At 67.9% G+C, this 20734-nt stretch carries 18 protein-coding genes and 1 tRNA gene; 12 read left to right on the top strand and 7 right to left on the bottom strand.

Going from position 1 to position 20734, the window contains the following annotated elements:
• Nucleotides 1-57: 57 nt before the first annotated feature.
• On the bottom strand, nt 58-2274 hold the full coding sequence (locus ACS5PN_RS28880) for a C1 family peptidase (protein ID WP_439467467.1): 2217 nt from the start codon (nt 2272-2274) through the stop codon (nt 58-60).
• A gap of 76 nt (nt 2275-2350) precedes the next feature.
• Between ACS5PN_RS28880 and ACS5PN_RS28875 the strand changes: the two genes are divergently transcribed.
• Nucleotides 2351-3325, top strand: coding sequence for a 2-dehydropantoate 2-reductase (locus tag ACS5PN_RS28875; RefSeq protein ID WP_439467466.1), 975 nt, complete (start codon nt 2351-2353; stop codon nt 3323-3325).
• On the opposite strand, the gene ACS5PN_RS28870 is transcribed toward ACS5PN_RS28875, so the two are convergent.
• From ACS5PN_RS28870 to ACS5PN_RS28860, 3 genes are read right to left on the bottom strand one after another with little or no spacing between them, the layout of a single operon-like run.
• Nucleotides 3315-3797 (bottom strand): GNAT family N-acetyltransferase, encoded by a 483-nt coding sequence (locus ACS5PN_RS28870; protein ID WP_439467465.1) that lies wholly within the window; start codon nt 3795-3797, stop codon nt 3315-3317. The genes ACS5PN_RS28875 and ACS5PN_RS28870 overlap by 11 nt on opposite strands.
• A 7-nt stretch (nt 3798-3804) precedes the next feature.
• Nucleotides 3805-4377, bottom strand: a complete 573-nt coding sequence (locus ACS5PN_RS28865) for an NnrU family protein (protein WP_439467464.1) — start codon at nt 4375-4377, stop codon at nt 3805-3807.
• Between the two features lie 14 nt (nt 4378-4391).
• Nucleotides 4392-4856: an Lrp/AsnC family transcriptional regulator gene (locus ACS5PN_RS28860; RefSeq protein WP_439467463.1), complete on the bottom strand. Its 465-nt coding sequence runs from the start codon at nt 4854-4856 to the stop codon at nt 4392-4394.
• A 124-nt stretch (nt 4857-4980) separates the two neighbouring features.
• Here ACS5PN_RS28860 and ACS5PN_RS28855 point away from each other — a divergent pair, with 124 nt between their 5' ends.
• The 3 genes from ACS5PN_RS28855 (at nt 4981) to ACS5PN_RS28845 (ending at nt 7745) form a co-directional block, all read left to right on the top strand.
• Complete coding sequence (locus ACS5PN_RS28855) at nt 4981-6075, top strand: saccharopine dehydrogenase NADP-binding domain-containing protein (RefSeq protein ID WP_439467462.1); 1095 nt, start codon at nt 4981-4983, stop codon at nt 6073-6075.
• Nucleotides 6076-6094: 19 nt separating this feature from the next.
• Entirely contained in the window at nt 6095-7606 is a 1512-nt protein-coding gene (amaB, locus tag ACS5PN_RS28850; RefSeq protein ID WP_439467461.1) for an L-piperidine-6-carboxylate dehydrogenase, read from the top strand.
• 54 nt (nt 7607-7660) lie between these two features.
• Nucleotides 7661-7745 (top strand) — tRNA-Leu (locus ACS5PN_RS28845).
• Between the two features lie 162 nt (nt 7746-7907).
• Here ACS5PN_RS28845 and ACS5PN_RS28840 read toward each other — a convergent pair.
• Nucleotides 7908-9923 (bottom strand): putative bifunctional diguanylate cyclase/phosphodiesterase, encoded by a 2016-nt coding sequence (locus ACS5PN_RS28840; RefSeq protein WP_439467460.1) that lies wholly within the window; start codon nt 9921-9923, stop codon nt 7908-7910.
• Nucleotides 9924-10053: 130 nt separating this feature from the next.
• Here ACS5PN_RS28840 and ACS5PN_RS28835 point away from each other — a divergent pair, with 130 nt between their 5' ends.
• From ACS5PN_RS28835 to ACS5PN_RS28800, 8 genes are all read left to right on the top strand, one after another.
• A complete protein-coding gene (locus ACS5PN_RS28835) occupies nt 10054-10395 on the top strand; it encodes an HU family DNA-binding protein (protein WP_056194383.1) in 342 nt (113 codons plus the stop codon).
• A 12-nt stretch (nt 10396-10407) separates the two neighbouring features.
• The gene (locus ACS5PN_RS28830) at nt 10408-11436 is read left to right on the top strand and encodes a LacI family DNA-binding transcriptional regulator (RefSeq protein ID WP_439467459.1); all 1029 of its coding nucleotides are present in this window, start codon (nt 10408-10410) and stop codon (nt 11434-11436) included.
• 263 nt (nt 11437-11699) lie between these two features.
• A complete protein-coding gene (locus tag ACS5PN_RS28825; protein WP_439467458.1) occupies nt 11700-13058 on the top strand; it encodes a GH1 family beta-glucosidase in 1359 nt (452 codons plus the stop codon).
• A gap of 377 nt (nt 13059-13435) precedes the next feature.
• A complete protein-coding gene (locus ACS5PN_RS28820; protein ID WP_439467457.1) occupies nt 13436-14740 on the top strand; it encodes an HD-GYP domain-containing protein in 1305 nt (434 codons plus the stop codon).
• A gap of 53 nt (nt 14741-14793) precedes the next feature.
• Complete coding sequence (locus ACS5PN_RS28815) at nt 14794-16872, top strand: putative bifunctional diguanylate cyclase/phosphodiesterase (RefSeq protein ID WP_439467456.1); 2079 nt, start codon at nt 14794-14796, stop codon at nt 16870-16872.
• A 24-nt stretch (nt 16873-16896) separates the two neighbouring features.
• On the top strand, nt 16897-17220 hold the full coding sequence (locus tag ACS5PN_RS28810) for a DUF1840 domain-containing protein (RefSeq protein WP_439467455.1): 324 nt from the start codon (nt 16897-16899) through the stop codon (nt 17218-17220).
• 2 nt (nt 17221-17222) lie between these two features.
• Nucleotides 17223-17864, top strand: coding sequence for a histidine phosphatase family protein (locus ACS5PN_RS28805; protein WP_439467694.1), 642 nt, complete (start codon nt 17223-17225; stop codon nt 17862-17864).
• A gap of 154 nt (nt 17865-18018) precedes the next feature.
• The gene (locus tag ACS5PN_RS28800) at nt 18019-18966 is read left to right on the top strand and encodes a porin (protein WP_439467454.1); all 948 of its coding nucleotides are present in this window, start codon (nt 18019-18021) and stop codon (nt 18964-18966) included.
• Between the two features lie 86 nt (nt 18967-19052).
• On the opposite strand, the gene ruvB is transcribed toward ACS5PN_RS28800, so the two are convergent.
• Nucleotides 19053-20111: a Holliday junction branch migration DNA helicase RuvB gene (gene ruvB / locus ACS5PN_RS28795; RefSeq protein WP_439467453.1), complete on the bottom strand. Its 1059-nt coding sequence runs from the start codon at nt 20109-20111 to the stop codon at nt 19053-19055.
• Nucleotides 20108-20677 (bottom strand): Holliday junction branch migration protein RuvA, encoded by a 570-nt coding sequence (gene ruvA / locus ACS5PN_RS28790; RefSeq protein ID WP_439467452.1) that lies wholly within the window; start codon nt 20675-20677, stop codon nt 20108-20110. The genes ruvB and ruvA overlap by 4 nt, the downstream gene beginning before the upstream one ends.
• Between the last annotated feature and the right edge of the window lie 57 nt (nt 20678-20734).

Genomic DNA, 20734 nt, shown 5'->3' with positions numbered 1-20734 from the left:
TCATCAGGAAAGCCCCGCGCAGCCGACGGCCGCGCGGGGCTTTTTCTCTTCAGCGCGTCAGTAGTCCAGCCACTCCATCGGGGCGACCAGGACATCGCCGCGGATGCGCTCCAGCGTGCCGGTCAGCACATCGATGTTGTTGTCGAAGCTGCCATGGCGGGCGGCGATCTGGTCGCCGCTCTTGGTGGTGCGGACCTTGGGCGTCGTGACGAGGTTCAGCAGCTCGCCCGCGGGCCAGAGCTGGAGCCAGGCGGCGACGTCGGCATTGGGCGCGCCGGTCCACTGGTCGTCGCTCCAGGCCGGGTCGGCCGCGCACAAGGCTCTCTCCATGCCGAGCAGGGGCTGCTTGCGGACATCGTCCAGGGCACGCGACACGAGGTAGAGCAGGGACTTGCCGTAGATGTCGCGCTCGGCGCTGGGCAGGCCGTCGGCGCGCTCGTTGCTGTCAGTCAGCACATGCAGGCGCAGCTTGTCGAGCGACAGTACGCCGGCCTGGGCCGCAGCGCCATAGTGCTGCACGGCAAAGGCGCTGGAGCAGGCCGCGGCGTAGAGCTCGCAGCTCGCGGCCTGCACGGGGTTGGCACCGCCGAGGCGGCCCAGCAGGTGGCCGATGAGGATGGATCCGGCCGAATGGCCGACGAGGTGCAACTCCAGCGCCTTGCCGCTCTTGGCCAGCGCGTCGCGCAGCTCGACCAGCATGCGGGCGGCGAGGTCCAGCGCATGGTCGGCCGTGGCGCCGCCCGCGGCGTTCTCGCGCATCTCGCTCCAGATGCCGCGCGCGAACTGGCGGCCGACGGCCTCGATGGCGCGGTCCTTGGCCTCGGCGGCGGCCTCGCGCAGTCGGTCCAGCCAGCCTGCGCTGAGGTCGCTGGTGTCGACGATGCGGTGTTTGAGGTCTTCCAGCATGTCCTTCAGCGTCTCGCCGGGGCCGGTCTTCCACGTGAAGAACAGCGGGTAGATGCCATTGGCGAGGAAGTAGGGCGCCATCACGCGAATGCGCTGGATGGAGTCGAGCTCGTTGTTCAGTCCGCCATGCGCGTAGATGGCGAGCTTGACGGTCTTGTCCTTGCTGGCCTTGAACCAGGCGCTGGGGCGCTCGACGACGATCTCGCGCGCCAGGCCCTCGCGGTCTTCTCGGTTGCGGGTGAAGTCGGTGGACATCAGCTGGCCGTCGTTGCCGGACACCAGGGTGTGGGTGTAGGCCTCGTCGGTGCGCAGCGGCTGGTAGGGCTTGTGCTCGAAGACATGGTTGATGGGCCAGGGGTCGTCGCGCGGGTTGTCGTCGACGCGCAGCGTGCCGGCCACGTCGGTCAGGCCGCGGCCGGCCATGGCGCGAAAACCGCCCGCGGCCGCAGGCCCCGCCTTGGCGCCGCCCTTGCCGGTCTTGCCGGCCGGCGGTTGACTGGGCTTGATGTCCGACAGGTCCTGGGGCACGCCCAGGGCCACGGCCCAGGCGTCGGTGCCGTTGGTGATCCAGTCCTCGTAGCTCAGGATGGCGAAGCCGCTGGCGCCCCAGTCCGTGCCCCAGCTGTTCTGCACGACGAAGCCGCGCTCGTTGAAGCCGACCAGCGCAAAGGCATGGGCGCCCGACTTCTCGGCCACGCGCTGGATGCGCGGCAACTGGTCGTGGCGGGTGGGTGCCGCGGTGGCGTCCAGCGTCCAGCCATCGTGCACGTCGGCCGACACATAGATGGCGCCGATCTCGTAGATGGCCGCCTGCATGTCGACGATGCTCTTCTTGTCGACGCGGTAATAGACGCCCAGGGGGCGCGTCGTGGCGTCCTCGTCCCAGCCCGCGCCGGGGCGCTCGAAGACGCCGTTGCCCTTCTTATCGATGGGGTAGGGCCAGAGGTCGAAGGCACAGACGCCGTGCTTGTGCCAGCCCTTCAGCGCGCCGCGGCAGGACGAGCCTTCGTAGTCCTGGCCGGGCCATTCGTCGTACAGCCGGGCCAGCTCGTAGAACATGCGCGGGCTGACCATCTCGGGCATGCGCGAGCGTGGCGTGTCGAGATGGCGCAGCCAGTAGAGGTAGTTGGTCACGCAGGCCAGGCCGAAGCCGGTGCAGGCCCCCTCGTTGCCCTGGTTGAGGATGCGGCCGGCCTTGACATAGGCGGGCAGCAGGCGCTTCAGGTCGGCGTCCTGCGGCCAGCGCGGCGGCAGGGATCGCAGCGGCGAGCGGTAGACCAGGTCGCGCAGGTCCAGGCGGTCGGGGCGGGCGTCGAGCTTGGGTGTGGGGACGGTGTTGGCGGCAGCCTTCTTGGTCTTGGTGGCCATGGCGGTTTCCTTGAGAGGAGGGCGATCATGGCCGCGGGTCATCTGGTCCACAAGCCCACGTGCGAGACTGGTCCCCATGTTTAAGGTCTGCATCGTCGGCCTGGGGGCCATCGGCGGCTGGATGGCCGCGCATCTGCAGCGCGTCGAGGGCCTGGAGGTCAGCGCGCTGGCCCGCGGTGAGACGCTGGCCGCCGTGCGCGCACGAGGCTTGCGCCTGGATATCGGCGAAGACTGCTGGACGGCGCCGCTGCGCGTCAGCGACGACGCGGCCGAGCTCGGTCCCCAGGACCTCGTCATCCTGGCCGTCAAGGGCCCTGCCATCGCCGCCGTCGCGGCTCAGGTCTCCCAGCTGTGCGGACCCGACACGCGGGTGCTGACGGCGTTGAACGGCCTGCCCTGGTGGTTCACGGCTGGCCTGGCCGTGCAGGGCCTGAGCTTGAAGTGCGTGGACCCCGAGGGCTATATCGCGATGCTGATCCCGCCGGAGCGCGTCATCGGCTGCGTTGTCCACGCCAGCTGCTTTGCCGAGGCGCCGGGCCATATCCGCCATGTGATGGGCAAGGGCCTGCTGATCGGCGAGGCCAAGGGCGGGGCGAGCGCGGCCGTCGACGCGTTGGCGACGCTGCTCGGCAATGCCGGCTTCGAGGCCAAGGCGGTGGAGAGCATCCAGCGCGACGCCTGGTACAAGCTGTGGGGCAATATGACGACCAACCCGGTCTCGGCCCTGACTCGCGCAACGACTGATCGCATCCTGGCCGATGACCTGGTGCGCGAGTTCACGACGGCCATCATGGGGGAGGCCGCCGAGGTCGGCGAACGCATGGGCTGCCCCATCTCGCAGACGCCCCAGGACCGCCACGCCATCACGCGCTCACTCGGGGCCTTCAAGACTTCGATGCTGCAGGACATCGAGGCCGGTCGCGCCCTCGAGGTAGATGCCCTGCTCGAAGCGCCGCGGGAGCTGGCGCAGCAGTTGGGGGTGGCGACGCCGATGCTGGATGCGTTGCTGGGGTTGACAAGGTTGATGGACAGCTGCCGGGCTAACTCTTGATGCGTGCCCAGCGCTCGTGGTCGCACCAGCGGCCACCGATCTTCAGATACTTGGGCGAATAGCCTTCCAGTTGGAAGCCGCAGCGCTTCACCAGCGCGATGGAAGCCGCGTTGCCCGGCTGGATGTTGGCTTCGACGCGGTGCAGGCCGAGGTTCCGGAACGCGTGCTTCACCACGGCGTCCAATCCCTTCGCCATCCACCCGCGCCCCTCGAAGCCGGCGAAGGCGTAATAGCCCAGATAGCCGCTGCGAAAAGCGCCCATGATGATGTTGGTCAGGTGGATGGCGCCGGCCAGCTCGCCGTCTGCCTCGACGATGAAGCCGTGGTGGGCCGAGGCGTCGAAGCGGGCTAGATAGCGCGCGAACGCGTCGGCATCGCAGGGCGGCTGCACCCAGGGCCGGTGCAGTTTGCGGCTGCCTTTTGCGGCCCTGACGAAGGCGGCCTCATCGGCCGCCGTGACGGGTCGGATCACCGGCAGCTCATCGGCCAAGAGGCGCGATGCCCAGCCAGGCCGCATGCGCCCAGAAGGCGAAGAAGGCCCACAGCGCAAATCCGGCCACGACGGTGGCCAGCGTGCCCGCGACGGTGCCCGGTGCAGCGGCCGGGGCGGGGCGACGGCGCGCGGCGCGGAAGACGAGGATGGACCAGACCAGGAAGCTGCCGAACAGCATCACGTCGGCCAGCGTGTTGTTGGCGATCAGATGGGCGAAGGCCCAGACCTTGACCGACAACGTCATCGGGTGCTGCAGCTTGGCCTTGAAGTGATTGCGCGGCACATAGGCCGCCGCCATCAGGATCATGGCGATCAGCATCAGCGCGGCCGCAGCGTGGTTCATGCCGTTGATGTGCGGCCACAGCACGACGGGTTGCAACCGCGCCTGAGAGAAGCCCCACAGGATCAGGCCGAAGCCGACGATGGAAACGCCTGTGTAGAGACCCTTCCAGCCCTTGTCGCCGAGGCGGGCCATCTGCGCCTCGCGCCATCGCGGCGCCAGCGCACGGGTCAGGTGGATGCCGAGGAAGAGGGCGAGGCCGAGAGCAAGCCAGGTCATCGAAGGTCTCCGGTTCAGGTCTGTCTGTCCACTCGCAGCGCCAGCACCACCGAGCTGTTGGTGCGCAGCACGCCGTCGATCTCGCCGATCTCGTCGAGCAGGGCGTCGAGCCGGGCCGTAGTGTCGGCGCGCAAGAGCGCCATGTAGTCGAACTCACCACTGACGGAGGCGAGCTGGCGCAGCTCCGGCAGTTCTGATAGGCGCTTGACGACTTCGCGTCCGGCCTTGGGGCTGACCGTGATGCCGACAAAGGCCTGCACGCTGCGCCCCGCTTCGTCGCCGCCCAGCCGCGCCGTGTAGCCCACGATGCGTCCGCTGGCCTCCAGCCGCGCCAGCCGCGCGACGACGGTGGTGCGCGCCACGCCCAGCTTGCGCGCCAGCGTCGCTGTGCTCTCCCGCGCATTGGCCTGCAGCAGCAGGATCAGGCGACGGTCCAGGTCGTCGGCTGAGGCGGGCGGGTTTACCCTTGAATCATCCATAACGACGAATCATCGCGACGAATCGTCGAAACAGCAATTGCTTTCGTCGGAGTGGTGCTTTCTTTCGTCATCGCCCCTGCCTAGAGTGCCGCCCAACGACAACCACCTTCGACGGAGCACCCTCATGAAGATCGCCCTGCTTGGCGCCGGACACATCGGCCAGACCATCGCCCGCCTGCTGCACGCCACCGGCGACTATCAAGTGACCGTGCTGGACAAGAACCCGGGCTATCTGAAGGTGCTGGCCGCCGAGGGTATCGCCACCGCCGAGGTCGACAGCGACAACCGCGCGGCCCTGGCCGCCCAGCTGCGCGGCAAGGACGCCGTCGTCAATGCGCTGCCCTATCACCTGGCCATCACCGCCGCCGAACTGGCGCTGGAATGCGGCTGCCACTACTTCGACCTGACCGAAGACGTGGCCGCCACCAAGGCCATCATGAAGATGGCCCAGGGCGCCAAGACTGCCTTCATGCCCCAGTGCGGCCTGGCCCCGGGTTTCATCGGCATCGTGGCCCACCACCTGGCCAGCGGCTTCGACTCGGTGCGCGACGTGCAGATGCGCGTCGGCGCCCTGCCGGCCTTCCCGACCAATGCGCTGAAGTACAACCTGACCTGGTCGGTCGACGGCCTCATCAACGAGTACTGCCACCCCTGCGAAGCCGTCCACGAGGGCGAGACCATCTCGGCCCTGCCGCTGGAAGGCCTGGAGCATTTCAGCCTGGACGGCACCGAGTACGAGGCCTTCAACACCTCCGGCGGCCTGGGCACCCTGTGCGAGACCTGGGCGGGAAAGGTGCGCAACCTCGACTACAAGACCGTGCGCTATCCCGGCCACCGCGACCTGATGCAGTTCCTGCTGGGCGACCTGGGCCTGAAGGGCGACCAGAACCTGCTGAAGGACATCATGCGCAAGAGCATGCCCGCCACCATGCAGGACGTCGTCCTGGTCTTCGTGACCGTGTCCGGCCAGAAGAACGGCGTGCTGCTGCAGGAAGTCTTCGCCCGCAAGATCTTCGCCACGCGTGACGGCGCCCAGCCGCTGTCGGCCATCCAGATCACGACCGCCGCCGGCATCTGCGCCGCCGTCGACCTGTTCCGCGAAGGCAAGCTGCCGCAGAAGGGCTTCATCCGCCAGGAAGAAGTCAAGCTGCCCGACTTCCTTGCCAACCGCTTCGGCTCCGCCTATCAACAAAGCCGTCAAGTCGAGTCCATTTCCTGATCGCGGGACAATGTTCGCCATGAAGCAACAGACCCTTTCCCTCCTCGACGCCCTGGGCGTCCACCTGCCCGGCAACGGCGACCTGACCGTGCGCTCGCCCATCGACGGCGGTGAGCTGGCCCAGATCCCGACGGCCAGCCGTGGCGACATGCAGGCCGCCATCGGCCGCGCGCATGAAGCCTTCAAGGCCTGGCGTGTCGTGCCGGCGCCCAAGCGTGGCGAACTGGTCCGCCTGTTCGGCGAAGAGCTGCGCGCCCACAAGGCTCAGCTGGCCCAGCTGGTTTCCATCGAAGCCGGCAAGGTCACCAGCGAAGGCCTGGGCGAAGTCCAGGAAATGATCGACATCTGCGAGTTCGCCGTCGGTCTGTCGCGCCAGCTGCATGGCCTGACCATCGCCAGCGAGCGCCCGGGCCATCGCATGATGGAGCAGTGGCTGCCCCTGGGGGTCGTCGGCATCATCTCGGCCTTCAACTTCCCCGTGGCCGTCTGGGCCTGGAACTCGGCCCTGGCCCTGGTCGCCGGCGACACCTGCGTGTGGAAGCCGTCCGAAAAGACGCCGCTGACGGCCCTGGCCACGCAGGCCCTGTTCGAGCGCGCGCTGAAGGCCTACCGCGCCGCCGGCAACGCCGCGCCCGACGGCCTGTCCGAGCTGATCATCGGCCGTGCCGATGTCGGCGAGGCCATGGTCGACGACGTCCGCGTCGCCCTCGTTTCCGCCACCGGGTCGACCCGCATGGGCCGCGCCGTCGGTCCGCGCGTGGCGGCCCGTTTCGGCCGCTCGCTGCTGGAGCTGGGTGGCAACAACGCCATCATCGTCACGCCCAGCGCCGACCTGGAACTGGCCGTGCGCGGCATCCTGTTCGGCGCCTACGGCACGGCCGGCCAGCGCTGCACGACGACGCGCCGCGTCATCGCCCACGAGAGCATCCATGACGCCCTGGTCGAGCGCCTGGACCGTGCCCGCGCCCAGCTGCCCATCGGTTCGCCGGTGGAGCAGGGCACGCTGATCGGTCCGCTGATCGACGCCCAGGCTTTCGACGCGATGCAGTTCGCGCTGAACGCCGCGCGCGAGCAGGGTGGCCAGGTCAGCGGTGGCGAACGTGCCCTGCTGGATCGCTTCCCCGAGGCTTATTACGCCGTGCCGGCCCTGGTGCGCATGCCCGCCCAGACCGAGGTCGTGTGCCACGAGACCTTTGCGCCCATCCTGTACACGCTGAAGTACAAGACGCTGGAAGAGGCCATCGAGCTGCAGAACGGCGTGCCGCAAGGCCTGTCGAGCGCCATCTTCACGACCGACATCCGCGAGGCCGAGCGCTTCATGAGTGCTTCGGGCAGTGACTGCGGCATTGCCAACGTCAACATCGGCACGTCCGGTGCGGAGATCGGCGGCGCCTTCGGTGGCGAGAAGGAAACCGGCGGTGGCCGCGAGAGCGGCTCGGACGCGTGGAAGGCGTACATGCGCCGCACCACCAACACCGTGAACTATTCGAGCGAGTTGCCTCTTGCTCAGGGAGTGAAGTTCGACATCTGAGTCGACTTCGTCGGGGAGGGCTGAAAACTGGGCTATAGTCCGGCCTCCCTGAAAGCCCAGGTGGCGGAATTGGTAGACGCACTAGTTTCAGGTACTAGCGGGTAACTCCGTGGAGGTTCGAGTCCTCTCCTGGGCACCAAACGAAAAAGGCCAGCACGAAAGTGCTGGCCTTTGCCGTTTGGGGACCAGGAAGCGATGTCCAGTGGACATCGCGTGAGGACTCGAAGGGTTCGCAGCTGCGCTGCGAACCGGGGTCGCGGGACGTGACCGAGTCCCCGCTGAGGCGCCCTAAATGGGCGCTTCAGCGAGTGGCGGCAGAAAACCAGCGCTCTTCAAACTCCCGCGCAGGAATTCCCTTCCCAAACCACCACCCCTGCCCCCAATCGCAGCCCATGTCGCGGAGCACGTGAGCCTGCGCCTCCGTCTCCACCCCCTCCGCCACCACCTCCATCCCCAGCTCATGCGCCATCGTCACGATGGCCCGGCACAGCGACAGCGACTTGCCGCCGCTTTCCAGCCCGGCGACAAAGCTGCGGTCGATCTTCAACGTGTCGATCTCGTGGTGCTGCAGATAGCTCAGTGAGGAATAGCCGGTCCCGAAGTCGTCCAGCGAGATTGCCATACCGGCCTCGCGCAAGGCGCGCAGCCTGTCGGCCACAGCCTCATCTCTTTCCAGCAGCAGACCTTCAGTGATCTCCACCGCCAGCGCGTCGCCGCTCAGCCCCAGCTCGCTCAGATGCGTGACCCAGTCCGGCTGCACGCGATGGCTGCGTTCGCTGAGGAACTGCACCGGCGACTTGTTGATGCTGATCTGGAAGCCCTCATGCCCCGCCTCCCGCCATGCCAGGGCCTGGGCCGCCGCCTCGCGGAACACCCAGTCGCCGATGTCGACGATGAGGCCGCTGGTCTCGGCCAGCGGGATGAATTGCGCCGGGCTGACGTCGCCCAGCGTCGGGTGCTTCCAGCGCAACAGGGCTTCAGCCTTGCGCGGCGCGGCGGCGGGGTCGCGCAGCGACAGGATGGGCTGGTAGACCAGGCTGAACTGCCCCAGCGCCAGGGCTTCGCGCAACTCGCCGGCCAGCCTGGCCCGTCTTTGTGCCGTTTCATGCAGGGCCGGTGTGAACAGGCTCATGCGGTTGCGGCCCGCGCCCTTGGCTTCGTACAGGGCCTGATCGGCATGCTTGAACAGGGCTTCGATCTCGACGCCGTCGCGCGGCGCCAGGCTGACGCCAATGCTGGCCGAGACATAGACGCGTTCGCCGCCGACGTCGAAGGTCGCCGACAGCGCTTCCAGCAGCTCGTGCCCGACCCGTTCGGCTGCCGCCGCCGCGTCCTGGGCCGCCAGCAGCACCGTGAACTCGTCGCCACCCATGCGCGCCACGACACCACCCGAGGGCATGCAGCCCTGCAGCCGGCCGGCCACCTGCACCAGCAGCGCGTCGCCGACGTCATGCCCCAGCGAGTCGTTGACCTCCTTGAAATGGTCGAGGTCGACGAACATGACGGCCAGCTCCTCGCCGCGCATCGCGCGCAGGGCCAGAGCGCGCTCGATGCGTTCGCGCAGCGAGCGGCGGTTGGGCAGACCGGTCAGCGTGTCGACGCGGGCCTGCTGCCAGACCATGGCTTCCTGGCGTTTGCGCTCGGTGATGTCGGTGTGCGTGCCCACCATGCGCAGCGGCTGGCCCGCGGCGTCGCGCGCGATGACCATGCCGCGGCTCAATATCCATTTCCAGGTGCCGTCCTTGGAAAGCACGCGGTGCTCGTTGCGGTACAGCGCGGTGCGGCCGGAGAAATGGTCGTCGCGGTCCTTGTCCATCTGCGTCAGGTCGTCGGGATGGGTGCGGGCGTCGAAGGCCTCGGGCGTCGCGTCGACATCGCCCGGCTCAAAACCATAGAGGCGCAGATAGCGCTCGGAGAAGTACTCGACGCCGGCCTGCACATGCCAGTCCCAGACGCCGTCGCCGCTGCACTCGAGCGCCAGCTTCCAGATCTCGTCGGACTCGCGCAGCCGCGCCTCCGCCGCGCGGCGGGCGGCGATGTCGGTATGTGTGCCCAGCCACAGCGGCGAGTCCGGCAGGCGCTGGGCCTGGGCCAGCACCCACTGCTGGCCGAGCCGGTATTCCATGTCGAAGCGGCCACTGCGCTGGGCTTCGGCCCAGCGGGCGTTGAAGGCGGCGCGGTCGTCCTCGTGCAGCCACTGCGTCAGCAGGACCGGCAGGGCCGGGCGGTTCAAGGCCTCTGCCAGCCGCGCGTTCATCCACAGCAATCGTCCTTGTGCATCCGCCTTCCAGACCTGTTGGGGCAGGGCGTCAAGCAAGGAGGCAAAGTGCACAGGCGAGGACATGTCGATGGATACGGGACTCTGCCGAGACTGTATGCCCCGCGCAATAAGCCACAATCGCGCCCGCCCGAGCCGTTCGGGCGCGTTTTTGGACGAGACCCCCCGCATGAACAAGACCGATCTGATCGAACACCTGGCCGCCAAGCACGAGCTGAGCAAGGCCGAAGCCGGCCGCGTCCTCGAGACCCTGCTGGACGCCATCGTCACCACCGTCAAAAAGGGTGGTGCCGTGTCGATCCCGGGCTTCGGCTCCTTCAAGCAGCACGCACGTGCCGCCCGCAACGGCGTGAACCCCAGCACCGGCGCGAAGATCAAGATCGCCGCCGCCAAGCTGCCCAAGTTCACCGCCGGCGCTGGCTTCAAGGCTGCCGTGGACCCCAAGGCCGCTGCCAAGAAGGCCGCAGCCAAGCCTGCAGCCAAGCCGGCCGCCAAGGCCAAGAAGAAGTAATTCTTCGCAACCGTGAGCTCACGCGGCGGTAGCCCCACCATCGTCGACGTCGCCCGCGAAGCGGGCGTGTCGATCAAGACCGTCTCGCGTGTGCTCAACCATGAGCCCGGCGTGCATGAAAGCACCCGGGATCAGGTGCTGAAGGTGGTGGAGGCGCTGCGCTACCGGCCCAAGCAGTCGGCACGCAGCCTCGCAGGCGGACGATCCTTCCTGATCGGCCTGCTCTATTATGACCCCAGCGCGATCTTCGTCGGCAGCGTGCAGCAAGGTGCCACGCTGCGATGCCGCGAGCTGGGTTATCACCTCGTTGTCGAGTCACTTCACAACGATGCGCCCGACCTGCGCCAGCAGATCGACCGCATGGTGCTGGCGCTGCGGCCCGACGGCATGATCCTGACGCCGCCGCTGTGCGACAACCCCGAGGTGCTCGCCGCCCTGCGCGAGAGCGGCACGCCCTGCGTGCTGATGTCGCCCGAGCGCGACCTGCGCGGCGTGCCGTCCGTGCGCATGGACGATGCGCATGCGGCCGAGGAGATCACCAATCTGCTGCTCAGCCTGGGCCATCAGCGCATCGCCTTCATCAAGGGACCGCCCGACCAGTCGGCCAGCGGCCTGCGCTATCAGGGCTTCGTCAATGCGCTGCGCGCGCATGGCCTGGAGCCCGACCCCGAGCTGATCCAGCCCGGCGCCTTCACCTTCGAGAGCGGCCGTGATGCCGCCCACCAGCTGTTGAGTCGCCGCCAGCGCCCGACAGCCGTCTTTGCCAGCAACGACGACATGGCCCTGGGCGTGCTCGCCGCGGCCCAGCGCCTGGGCCTGGCGGTGCCGAACGAGCTGTCGGTGGCCGGCTTCGACGATTCCCCGACAGCCGCCCTGGTCTGGCCGCCCCTGACCACCGTGCGCCAACCGGTTGCGGAGATGGCCCGCACGGCGGTGGAAATGCTGGTCACCGGCCAGCGCGGCGAAGCGCCGGACGAGGCCGATCTGCACAAGGTGCTGCCGCACGAACTCGTCGTGCGCGACTCCACGCGCGCCCGCTGAGCGGCGCGCTTTTCCACACTTCCTGAAGCGTCAGCGTTATCGCTATCAATGCGTATTGACAGCGTTGTCATGCCTCGGGCAAGATAAGAAGCAGACACGGTGCTCAGCCCGTCGTCCAACGACCCTGGCCCGCGGCGGGCCTATTCAAACAACACCGGAGACGCCACCCAACGCCGCCATCGCTTCGCGGGCGCCCGCCGTCCGCAGCCCTGAACCGTCTTCGTCCGCCGTCGCCGTCCGCGTCGACCTGCTTCTCTGCCCCCATGAGCCTCCCCCACCTCGACCGTATCGATCCCGCCGCCCTTGCGCCTTCATTTCCACCCGGCTTCCTGTGGGGTGTGGCCACCAGCGCCGCGCAGATCGAGGGCGCGGCCTTCGAGGACGGCAAGGGCGCGTCCATCTGGGACCACTTCTGCCGCCAGCCCGGTCGCATCAAGGATGGCTCCAACATCGATGTCGCCTGCGACCACTACCACCGCTTCCGCGACGACGTCGCACTGATGAAGGGCCTGGGCCTGGACTGCTACCGCTTCAGCTTCGCCTGGCCGCGCGTGCAACCACGGGGGCAGGGCGCTTGGAACGAGGCCGGCTTCGCTTTCTACGACAGCCTCATCGACGCCCTGCTTGAAGCGGGCATCCAGCCCCATGGCACGCTCTATCACTGGGACCTGCCGCAGGCCCTGGACGAGAGCATCGGCGGCTGGCTGTCGCGCGACGTCGTCGGCCGCTTTGCCGACTACGGCGCCGAGATCGCAAGGCGCTTCGGCGACCGGCTGGCCAGCATCGCGACCCACAACGAGCCCTGGTGCACGGCAACGCTGGGTTATGAGACTGCCCAGTTCGCTCCCGGCCATACCAGCCGCGCCGAGAGCCTGCAGGTGGCCCACCACCTGATGCTCTCCCACGGCGAGGCCATCGCGGCAATGCGGGCCGTCACCAAGACCAAGCTCGGCATCGTGCTCAACCACACGCCGTCCTTCCCGGCCACGCCCAACGAGGCCGACCGCCGCGCCGCTCGCATCGATGACGGGCTGAATGTGCGCTGGTACATGGACCCCATCTTCCGCGGCGCCTACCCGGCCGACGCGCTGGATTACGTCGGTGCCGACGCGCCCAAGATCGAGGCCGGCGACCTGGACCGCATCCACCAGCCGCTGGACTTCCTCGGCATCAATTTCTACACGCGCAGCCTGTTCGGCGCCGATGGCAAGACCGTCCCCGGCCCCGGCAAGCGCGGCTTCACCGACATGGGCTGGGAGATCGTGCCCGAGGTCTTCGCCCAGCACCTGGTGCGCCTGGCCCGCGAGTACAACCCGCCGCCGATGTTCATCACCGAGAACGGCATGGCCAATGCCGACCGCGTCGTCGATGGACGCGTGCCCGACAAGGAGCGCATTGCCTATCTGTCGGCGCATCTGCAGGCCCTGTCCACGGCCATGAGCCTGGGTGCCGACGTGCGAGGCTATTTCTATTGGAGCCTGCTCGATAACTTCGAGTGGAACTCCGGCTACGACAAACGCTTCGGTCTGGTCCACGTCGACTACGACAGCCAGCAGCGCCTGCTCAAGGACAGCGCCCACTGGTATCGCGACTTCATCGCCCTGCATCACGCTGGACGGTGAGCCCCTCGCCCAAGGAAATACCTTGGTCGGTCCCCCGAGGGGATGGCGATGCTTGCGGCTTTGAACCGCAAGCACATCGCCAGCGCGGGCCGGCTAGGGAGCGGCCCGTCGCTCAGCCCGCAAAACCGAGAGGGCGCATATGGCTTCGCGCAAGCCCTCGGGTATGCATTCCTCCGCGTTTGCCCCGACAAAGGGGCGGGAAATCGGTCACGTTCAGGCGCTAAGCTCCGAGTTGCGCCTCGCCCGGGATTTTTCCCAGGCAGGAACAGGCGCATTCGGCCGATTTGACGTATAGCAGGAGGCCGGTTCGAGGACTGCGGCAGGGTTGCCGGAGCTCGAGCCGAGTCGAGGGTGCCCGGCGCACGGGTTTTGAGCGAATGCAGGATAGAACAAACGATCCACTGATCGATGTCAGCCAGTTGACGGTCGGGATGTTCATTCATCTGGACCTCGGCTGGATGTCGCATCCCTTCCCGCTGTCGAGCTTCAAGATCGCGTCCAGCGATCAGTTGCTGATCCTGCGCCGTCTCGGCCTGACCCAGGTGCGTTGGAGCCCCGCCAAGAGCGACCTTTCGCTGCAGTCGTCCGAAGACGAATCGGCCGTTGCCGGCGCGGACGCCGCGGCTGCCGGCGATGACACCGCCGTTCCCGCCCAGCCCAGCCCCGAAGACCTGGCCCGCGAAGCCCACCGCCGCGCCCTGGCTGCCCAGCGGGAAGCCCTGCGCCTGTGCGAGGAACAGTACGGCGAGGCCGCCGACGGCTTCCGCGGCGTCATGGACCAGGTCCAGTCCGACCCCCATGCCGCCCGCACCCAGGCCGAAGCGCTGACCGCCGCCCTGCTCGACAAGATGCTGGTCGAGGGTGATCTCAATATGCGGCTGCTCAACGAGGCCGCCGGTGACCGCAGCACGGCGCATGCGCTGAACGTCTGCATCATTGCCCTGCTGCTCGGCCGCGCCTTTGGCCTGGGCCGTGACGAGATGATGGATCTCGGCGTCGGCTCCCTGCTGCACGACGTCGGCAAGCTCGAGGTCGCCGCCCGCCTGCGCCACCGCGACGAGAGCTTCACGGCTGCCGAGACCCAGGCCTACCAGCAACACGTCGTCAAGGGCGTGGCCATCGCCCAGACCATGGGCCTGCCGCCCGGCCCCCTGCTCATCGTCGCCCAGCACCACGAGCATGCCGACGGCAGCGGCTTCCCGCAGAAGATCAACATGGACCGCATGAGCACCGGCGCGCGCATCGTCGCCCTGGTGAACCGTTTCGACGGCCTGTGCAACCCGCTGATCACGTCCAAGGCGATGACGCCCCACGAGGCCCTGTCGCTGATGTTCGCCCAGGGGCGCAACCGCTTCGACGCGACCATGCTGAACGCCTTCATCCGCATGATGGGCGTCTATCCGCCGGGCTCCACGGTGCAGCTGACCGACGACCGCTATGCCCTGGTCGTGTCCGTCAACTCGGCCCGCCCGCTCAAGCCCCGCGTCATGGTCCATGACACCAAGGTGCCCAAGGAAGAGGCGCTGATCCTCAACCTCGAAGAAATGCCTGACCTGGGCATCCGCCGCAGCCTCAAGCCCCAGTTCCTGCCGAGAGCATCGCTGGACTACCTCAGCCCCCGTGCCCGCATCGCCTATTTCTTCGACGCCGCGAGCACCGGGCCAGGGGAGCTGACCACGTGAACGACGGCCGCGAGGCGAACCCAGCCTTGCCCCGCGTCCCGGAAGCGCCCTCCGTGATCGGCGTACTGCTGGAAGGCCTGCCCGAGCCGGCCTGGCTGGTGGATGGAGAAAGCCTGACGGTCAGCGTCGTCAATCGCGCGGCGTTGCGTCTGCTCGGCCTCAAGCCCGAAAAGGCCCTGGGTCAGCCGCCCGCGGTCCTGTGCGGTTCGCTGGAGGATGAAGCCTTCTGGCAGGGCGCGGCTCGTGATCCCCTGGCCCGCATCCGCTCCGACACCGTGCTGACCCACAGCGATGGTCAGCCGCGCTGGGTCAGCCGCTCCATCAGCCCCATCCACACGCCCGAAGGCGGCCGCTACTGGCTGGTGCTGCTGCACGACCAGACCCGCCGCCGCCGCGCCGAGGCCGAGCGCGAGACCCTGCTGGCCGAACTGCGCGCCACGCTGGAGTCCACCGCCGACGGCATCCTCGTCGTCGACCTGGGCGGCCGCGTGCGCAGCTTCAACCGCCGCTTCGCCAAGCTCTGGGGCCTGCCGGGCGGCCTGCTGCACGAACCCGGCGACGCCGGCCTGTGGCTGAGCCTGCAACGCGTCATGCGCGATGGCGAGCAATACCGCCTGCGCATCGAGGCCCTGCTGGATGCGCCGCTGATGCGCTCCAGCGACATGCTGCGCCTGGCCGACGGCCGGGTGCTGGAGCAGGTGTCGCTGCCGCAGATGAGCCGCGGCGAACCCATCGGCCGCGTCTTCTCCTTCCGCGACCTCAGCGAAAAGCTGGCCGCCCACCAACGCATCGAGGAGCTCGGCCGCTCCGACGCGTTGACCGGTGCGCCCAACCGCCGTGCGCTGGCCGATCGCATCGTGCAGCAGATGGGCGCCGCCAACACCGGCGAAGCCCCGCCGGCCTTCGCCCTGCTGCACCTGGACCTGGACCGCTTCAAGCAGATCAACGACACCCTGGGCCACAGCTATGGCGACCGGGTGCTGCGCGAGGTCGTCGAGCGCCTGCGCGGTGCCGTCGGTGCCAACGACACCCTGGCCCGTCTGGGTGGCGACGAGTTCGCCCTGCTCATCGACGGTGCCCAGATGTTCGAGGCCGAGGCCGCCGCCCGCCATGTGCAGCAGCTGCTGGCCCAGCCCTTCAGCTTTGACACGCTGAGCTTCACCGTCACCGCCAGCTGCGGCATCGCCCTGCACCCCAGCGATGGCGGCTCACCCGACGAGCTGATGGCCAGCGCCGAGCGCGCCATGCACTGGGTCAAGGAGAGCGGCCGCGCCGGTTTTCGCTTCCACGTGCCGCGCAAGGAGGTCGACCTGCTGTCGCGCATGCGCCTGGACCATGACATGCGCCAGGCCCTGGCCGAGGGGCGCTTCCGCCTGCACTACCAGCCCCAGGTCGAACTGGGCAGCGACCGCGTCATCGGCGCCGAGGCCCTGATCCGCTGGCGCGATCCGCAGCGTGGCGACATCTCGCCGGCCGAATTCATCCCGCTGGCCGAGGAGAGCGGCTTCGTCGTCGCCATCGGCGAATGGGTGCTGCGCGAGGCCGTCGGCCAGGCCGCCCATTGGCTGAGCCGCGGCCTGCGCATGCCGGTCGCCGTCAACGTGTCGGCCCTGCAGTTCCAGCAGTCCCATTTCGTCGAGACCGTGGCCGAAGTCCTGCGTGAAGCCATGCTGCCGGCCAGCCTGCTCGAGCTCGAATTGACCGAGGGCGTACTGCTGGGCGACGCCGAGGAGGCCCTCAAGCGCATGCAGGCGCTGGCGGCACTCGGCGTGACCCTGTCCATCGACGACTTCGGCACCGGTTATTCCTCGCTGGGCTATCTGAAGCGCTTCCCCATCCAGCGCCTGAAGATCGACCGCAGCTTCGTGCAAGGCCTGCCCAATGACGCGAGCGACGTGGGTATCGCCAACGCCATCGTGCAGATGGGCCGTGCCCTGGGCCTGCAGGTTATCGCCGAGGGTGTCGAAACCGAGGCCCAACGCGACTTCCTGGCCCAGGCCGGTTGCCATGAATTCCAGGGCTATCTGTTTGCCAGGCCGCTGCGGCCGGAGGAGTTCGAGCAGCGCGTGCGCCCGCGCCGCCACGTCGTCGACTCGCCGGTATCGGGCTGGTTGGGACTCGCGAGCGGCTGATCTCTCGCGGCGCACAATGGCGCCATGCTCTACCGCTTCAAATCCAAGGCTGGCGCCGACGTCATCATGATGGCCGACTCGGCCGATGCCGTGCTGCGCCTGATGGGGCGCGAGCCCGCCCCCCAAGGCATCCTGGAGCTGGCCGCCCTGCCGGGCTTGATCCAGGCGCTGGAGGCTGGCGTCGCGGACGACGAGGCGCAATTCCAGCGCACCGTCGACGAAGCCAAGGCGGCTGGCCAGGCCGTGCCGCGCCGCCAGGGCGTGTCCCTGCGCCAGCGCGCCTGGCCGCTGCATGAGCTGATGCAGCGCAGCGTCAAGGAAAAGACCGACGTCGTCTGGGGCGTCTAGTGCTGGAAGAAGCCACCCGCCTCATCCTGATCCGCCATGGCGAGACGGCCTGGAACCGCGCCACCCGCATCCAGGGCCATACCGACATCCCCTTGAGTCCGCTGGGCCTGGCCCAGGCCGAACGCCTGGCCGAGGCCCTGGCGGACGAGCCGCTCGCCGCCCTCTACTCCAGCGACCTGAGTCGCGCCCGCCAGACCGCCGAGGCCGTGGCCGGCGCCCAGGGCCTGGTCATCCGCTTCGATGCCGACCTGCGCGAGCGCGCATTCGGCCGTTTCGAGGGCTTGAGCTGGGAAGAGATTGATAGGGGTTATCCCGAGGATGCGGCCCGCTGGCGCAAGCGCGAACCGGACTTTCCGGTCGGCGGCGGCGAGAGCCTGACGGTCTTCAGCGCAAGGGTGCTGGCGGCTGCCCGACGTGCCGCTGCGGCCCATCTGGGCCAGAGCATTGCACTGGTCGCCCACGGTGGCGTGCTGGACTGCCTTTACAGGGCAGCAACACAGGTGGCGCTGGACGCGCCGCGCAGTTGGCAACTGGGCAATGCCACCATCAATCGGCTGCTCGCGACCCCGGAAGGTTTCACGTTGGTGGGCTGGAATGACGACCGTCATCTGGCCGGTTTGAGCGCCGACGACATCGCGGCCTGAGGCCTTCTGCCGGGCTTTTCAAGCTCCCTGGCGGCACTGTTGCATCCACGCGTCGCTGGGGTCGGGGAGGGCAAAAGCCGCTCCTATACTGGCCGCCACTTGTCCTTCTAGGCAGGGCTTCAGGCCCCGTCCAACCTCTCTGTAAAGGCAAACGATGAAGAAGATTGCACTCGTCGCCGCTCTGGCCGCCACCGCCGCCGCTCCGGCTTTCGCACAAAGCGTCACCCTGTGGGGCCGCCTCAATACCTCCGTGGAAAGCCAGAAGTTTGGCTCGGCGGACCGCAAGATCGTTGTGCAAAACAACTCCTCGCGCCTGGGCTTCAAGGGCAGCGAAGACCTCGGCGGTGGCCTGAAGGCTTCGTTCTCGCTCGAGCACGGCCTGAACAGCGACACCGGCGCTGCCACCGGCGGCACCACCTTCTGGAACCGCGCTTCGTGGGTCCAACTGGAAGGCAGCTTCGGCGGCATCCGTCTGGGCAAGTGGTTCCCGGGCTCGTACTTCGCCACCGCTGACTACGTGTCCATGCACAACCATGACACGGGTACTTCGGCCGACGCGCTGTACGCCACCCAGTTCTACACGAACAACAAGGTCTCCTACTTCACGCCTACCGCTGGTGGCCTGTCCGCCGAGCTGTCGGTTGCTGCCGGTGAAGGCGCGACGAGCCGCGCTGAAGACATCGCCGTCAACTACGACATGGGCCCCGCCCACGCTGGCTTCGGCTACGAGAAGAAGGGCGACTTCAACCAGTTCGCCGTGCGCGGTCTGTACGAATTCGGCCCCGTGGTCGTCGGTGGCTACATCCAGCGCGCCGAGAACATCTTCGGCGGCGTGAAGAAGAACTGGAACACCTTCCGCGTGTCCGGCATGTACGTGATGGGTCAGTCCGAGTTCCACCTGAACTTCGGCAAGGCCGACAACATCTTCGTCGACGACGGCGCCAAGCAGCTGACGGTTGGCTACAACTACAACCTGAGCAAGCGCACCAAGGTCTACGGTTTCTGGACCAAGGTCGACAACCAGACCAAGGGCACCTACCAGACCGGCGTCGCCGGCCAGGACTTCAGCTCGCTGGCTGCTGGTATCCGCCACAACTTCTGATCCTTCGGGACCGGAACGAAGAAAGCGCCCCTCGGGGCGCTTTTTTTATGGCCGCCTTTGATAGCCGCCTGGCGGTGAGCGGCAGCTCACTCGCCGAACAGGTCGGGCGCATTCCGGTTGCCGGGCGGTGTCAGGCCCAGGTGGCGGTAGGCCGCCAATGTCGCGACGCGGCCGCGCGGCGTGCGTTGCAGAAAGCCCTGCTGGATCAGGTAGGGCTCGATGACGTCTTCAATGGTGCCGGCTTCCTCGCCGATGGCGGCGGCCACGTTTTCCAGGCCGACCGGCCCGCCGTCAAAGCGATGCACGACGGCCTCCAGCAGCTTGCGGTCCATCAGGTCGAAGCCCTGAGGGTCGACGTCCAGCATGGCCAGGGCCTTGTCGGCGATGCCGGCGACGATGCGTCCGTCGGCCTTGACCTCGGCGTAGTCGCGCACGCGGCGCAGCAGGCGGTTGGCGATACGCGGCGTGCCGCGCGAGCGGCGGGCGATCTCCAGCGCGCCGTCGGCATCGATGGGGGCGCTCAGCAGGCCGGCCGAACGCGTCACGATGCGCTGCAGCTCGGTGGGCGTGTAGAACTCCAGCCGCGCGACGATGCCGAAGCGGTCGCGCAGCGGATTGGTCAGCATGCCGGCGCGCGTCGTGGCGCCGACCAGCGTGAAGGGCTGCAGGTCGAGCTTGATGGAGCGCGCGGCCGGGCCTTCGCCGATCATGATGTCGATCTGGTAGTCCTCCAGCGCTGGATAGAGGATTTCCTCGACGACCGGGCTGAGGCGGTGGATCTCGTCGATGAAGAGCACGTCGTTCTTCTCGAGATTGGTGAGTATTGCGGCCAGGTCCTTGGGCTTCTCCAGCACCGGGCCCGAAGTCTGGCGCAGGTTGACGCCCAGTTCGGCCGCGATGATGTGGGACAGCGTCGTCTTGCCCAGGCCCGGCGGACCGAACAGCAGCACATGGTCCAGGGCCTCGCGGCGCTTGCGGGCGGCGCCGATGAAGATTTCCAGCTGCTCACGGGCCTTGGCCTGGCCGACATACTCGTCGAGATGCTTGGGCCGCAGCGCGCGCTCCATCGCCTCCTCGCGGCTGGACTCGGGCGCGGCGCTGACGATGCGGGGCGCCGGGGCGAAGTCGTCAGTCTGGACGCTCATGTCAGCTTCTTCAGCGCGAGCTTGATGCCGTCACTGACGCCGACGTCGGGCGGCAGCACCTTCAGCGCGGCAGCGGCATCCTTCTCGCTGTAGCCCAGGGCAACCAGGGCCTGCAGGATGTCGGCCTGGGCGTCGTTGGCGACAGCGGCCGGCAGCGCGAGGTCGGCGCCGAGCTTGCCTTTCAACTCCAGCAACAGGCGCTCGGCTGTCTTCTTGCCGATGCCCGGTACCTTGGTCAGCCGGCCGATCTCCTGGTGGGACACCGCCTGGGCAAGCTCCGCAACAGACAGGCCGGAGAGCAGGCCAAGCGCCATCTTCGGCCCGATGCCAGTGATCTTGATGAGCTGGCGGAAGGTGGCGCGTTCCTCATGTGTGAGGAAGCCGAAGAGCTGGTGCGCGTCCTCGCGGATGGTCAGGTGGGTGAGCAGCACGGCCCGCTCGCCCAGGCCGCCGAGGTTGTAGAAGGTGCTCATCGGCACATCCACCTCGTAGCCCACGCCCGCCACGTCGATGACGACCTGCGGGGGTGATTTCTCGGCAATGACGCCGCTGAGTCTTCCAATCATCGGCCCATTATCCGGGCCGTCCTAAGTCAGTGAGGACGGAGCTGCACGCTGCGCGCA

It is taken from the genome of Roseateles sp. NT4, from assembly GCF_051857475.1.
GTDB lineage: Bacteria > Pseudomonadota > Gammaproteobacteria > Burkholderiales > Burkholderiaceae_C > Pelomonas.
This window is presented reverse-complemented; position numbering and strand designations above follow the sequence as displayed.

Bases quoted from the DNA above. Each gene is read 5' to 3' on its own strand.
- ACS5PN_RS28800 (WP_439467454.1), top strand. From the start codon at position 18,019: ATGAAGAAGATTGCACTCGTCGCCGCTCTGGCCGCCACCGCCGCCGCT.
- ACS5PN_RS28825 (WP_439467458.1), top strand. From the start codon at position 11,700: ATGAGCCTCCCCCACCTCGACCGTATCGATCCCGCCGCCCTTGCGCCT.
- ruvA (WP_439467452.1), bottom strand. From the start codon at position 20,677: ATGATTGGAAGACTCAGCGGCGTCATTGCCGAGAAATCACCCCCGCAG.
- ACS5PN_RS28835 (WP_056194383.1), top strand. From the start codon at position 10,054: ATGAACAAGACCGATCTGATCGAACACCTGGCCGCCAAGCACGAGCTG.
- ruvB (WP_439467453.1), bottom strand. From the start codon at position 20,111: ATGAGCGTCCAGACTGACGACTTCGCCCCGGCGCCCCGCATCGTCAGC.
- ACS5PN_RS28880 (WP_439467467.1), bottom strand. From the start codon at position 2,274: ATGGCCACCAAGACCAAGAAGGCTGCCGCCAACACCGTCCCCACACCC.
- ACS5PN_RS28820 (WP_439467457.1), top strand. From the start codon at position 13,436: ATGCAGGATAGAACAAACGATCCACTGATCGATGTCAGCCAGTTGACG.
- ACS5PN_RS28875 (WP_439467466.1), top strand. From the start codon at position 2,351: ATGTTTAAGGTCTGCATCGTCGGCCTGGGGGCCATCGGCGGCTGGATG.
- ACS5PN_RS28865 (WP_439467464.1), bottom strand. From the start codon at position 4,377: ATGACCTGGCTTGCTCTCGGCCTCGCCCTCTTCCTCGGCATCCACCTG.
- amaB (WP_439467461.1), top strand. From the start codon at position 6,095: ATGAAGCAACAGACCCTTTCCCTCCTCGACGCCCTGGGCGTCCACCTG.
- ACS5PN_RS28810 (WP_439467455.1), top strand. From the start codon at position 16,897: ATGCTCTACCGCTTCAAATCCAAGGCTGGCGCCGACGTCATCATGATG.
- ACS5PN_RS28855 (WP_439467462.1), top strand. From the start codon at position 4,981: ATGAAGATCGCCCTGCTTGGCGCCGGACACATCGGCCAGACCATCGCC.
- ACS5PN_RS28860 (WP_439467463.1), bottom strand. From the start codon at position 4,856: ATGGATGATTCAAGGGTAAACCCGCCCGCCTCAGCCGACGACCTGGAC.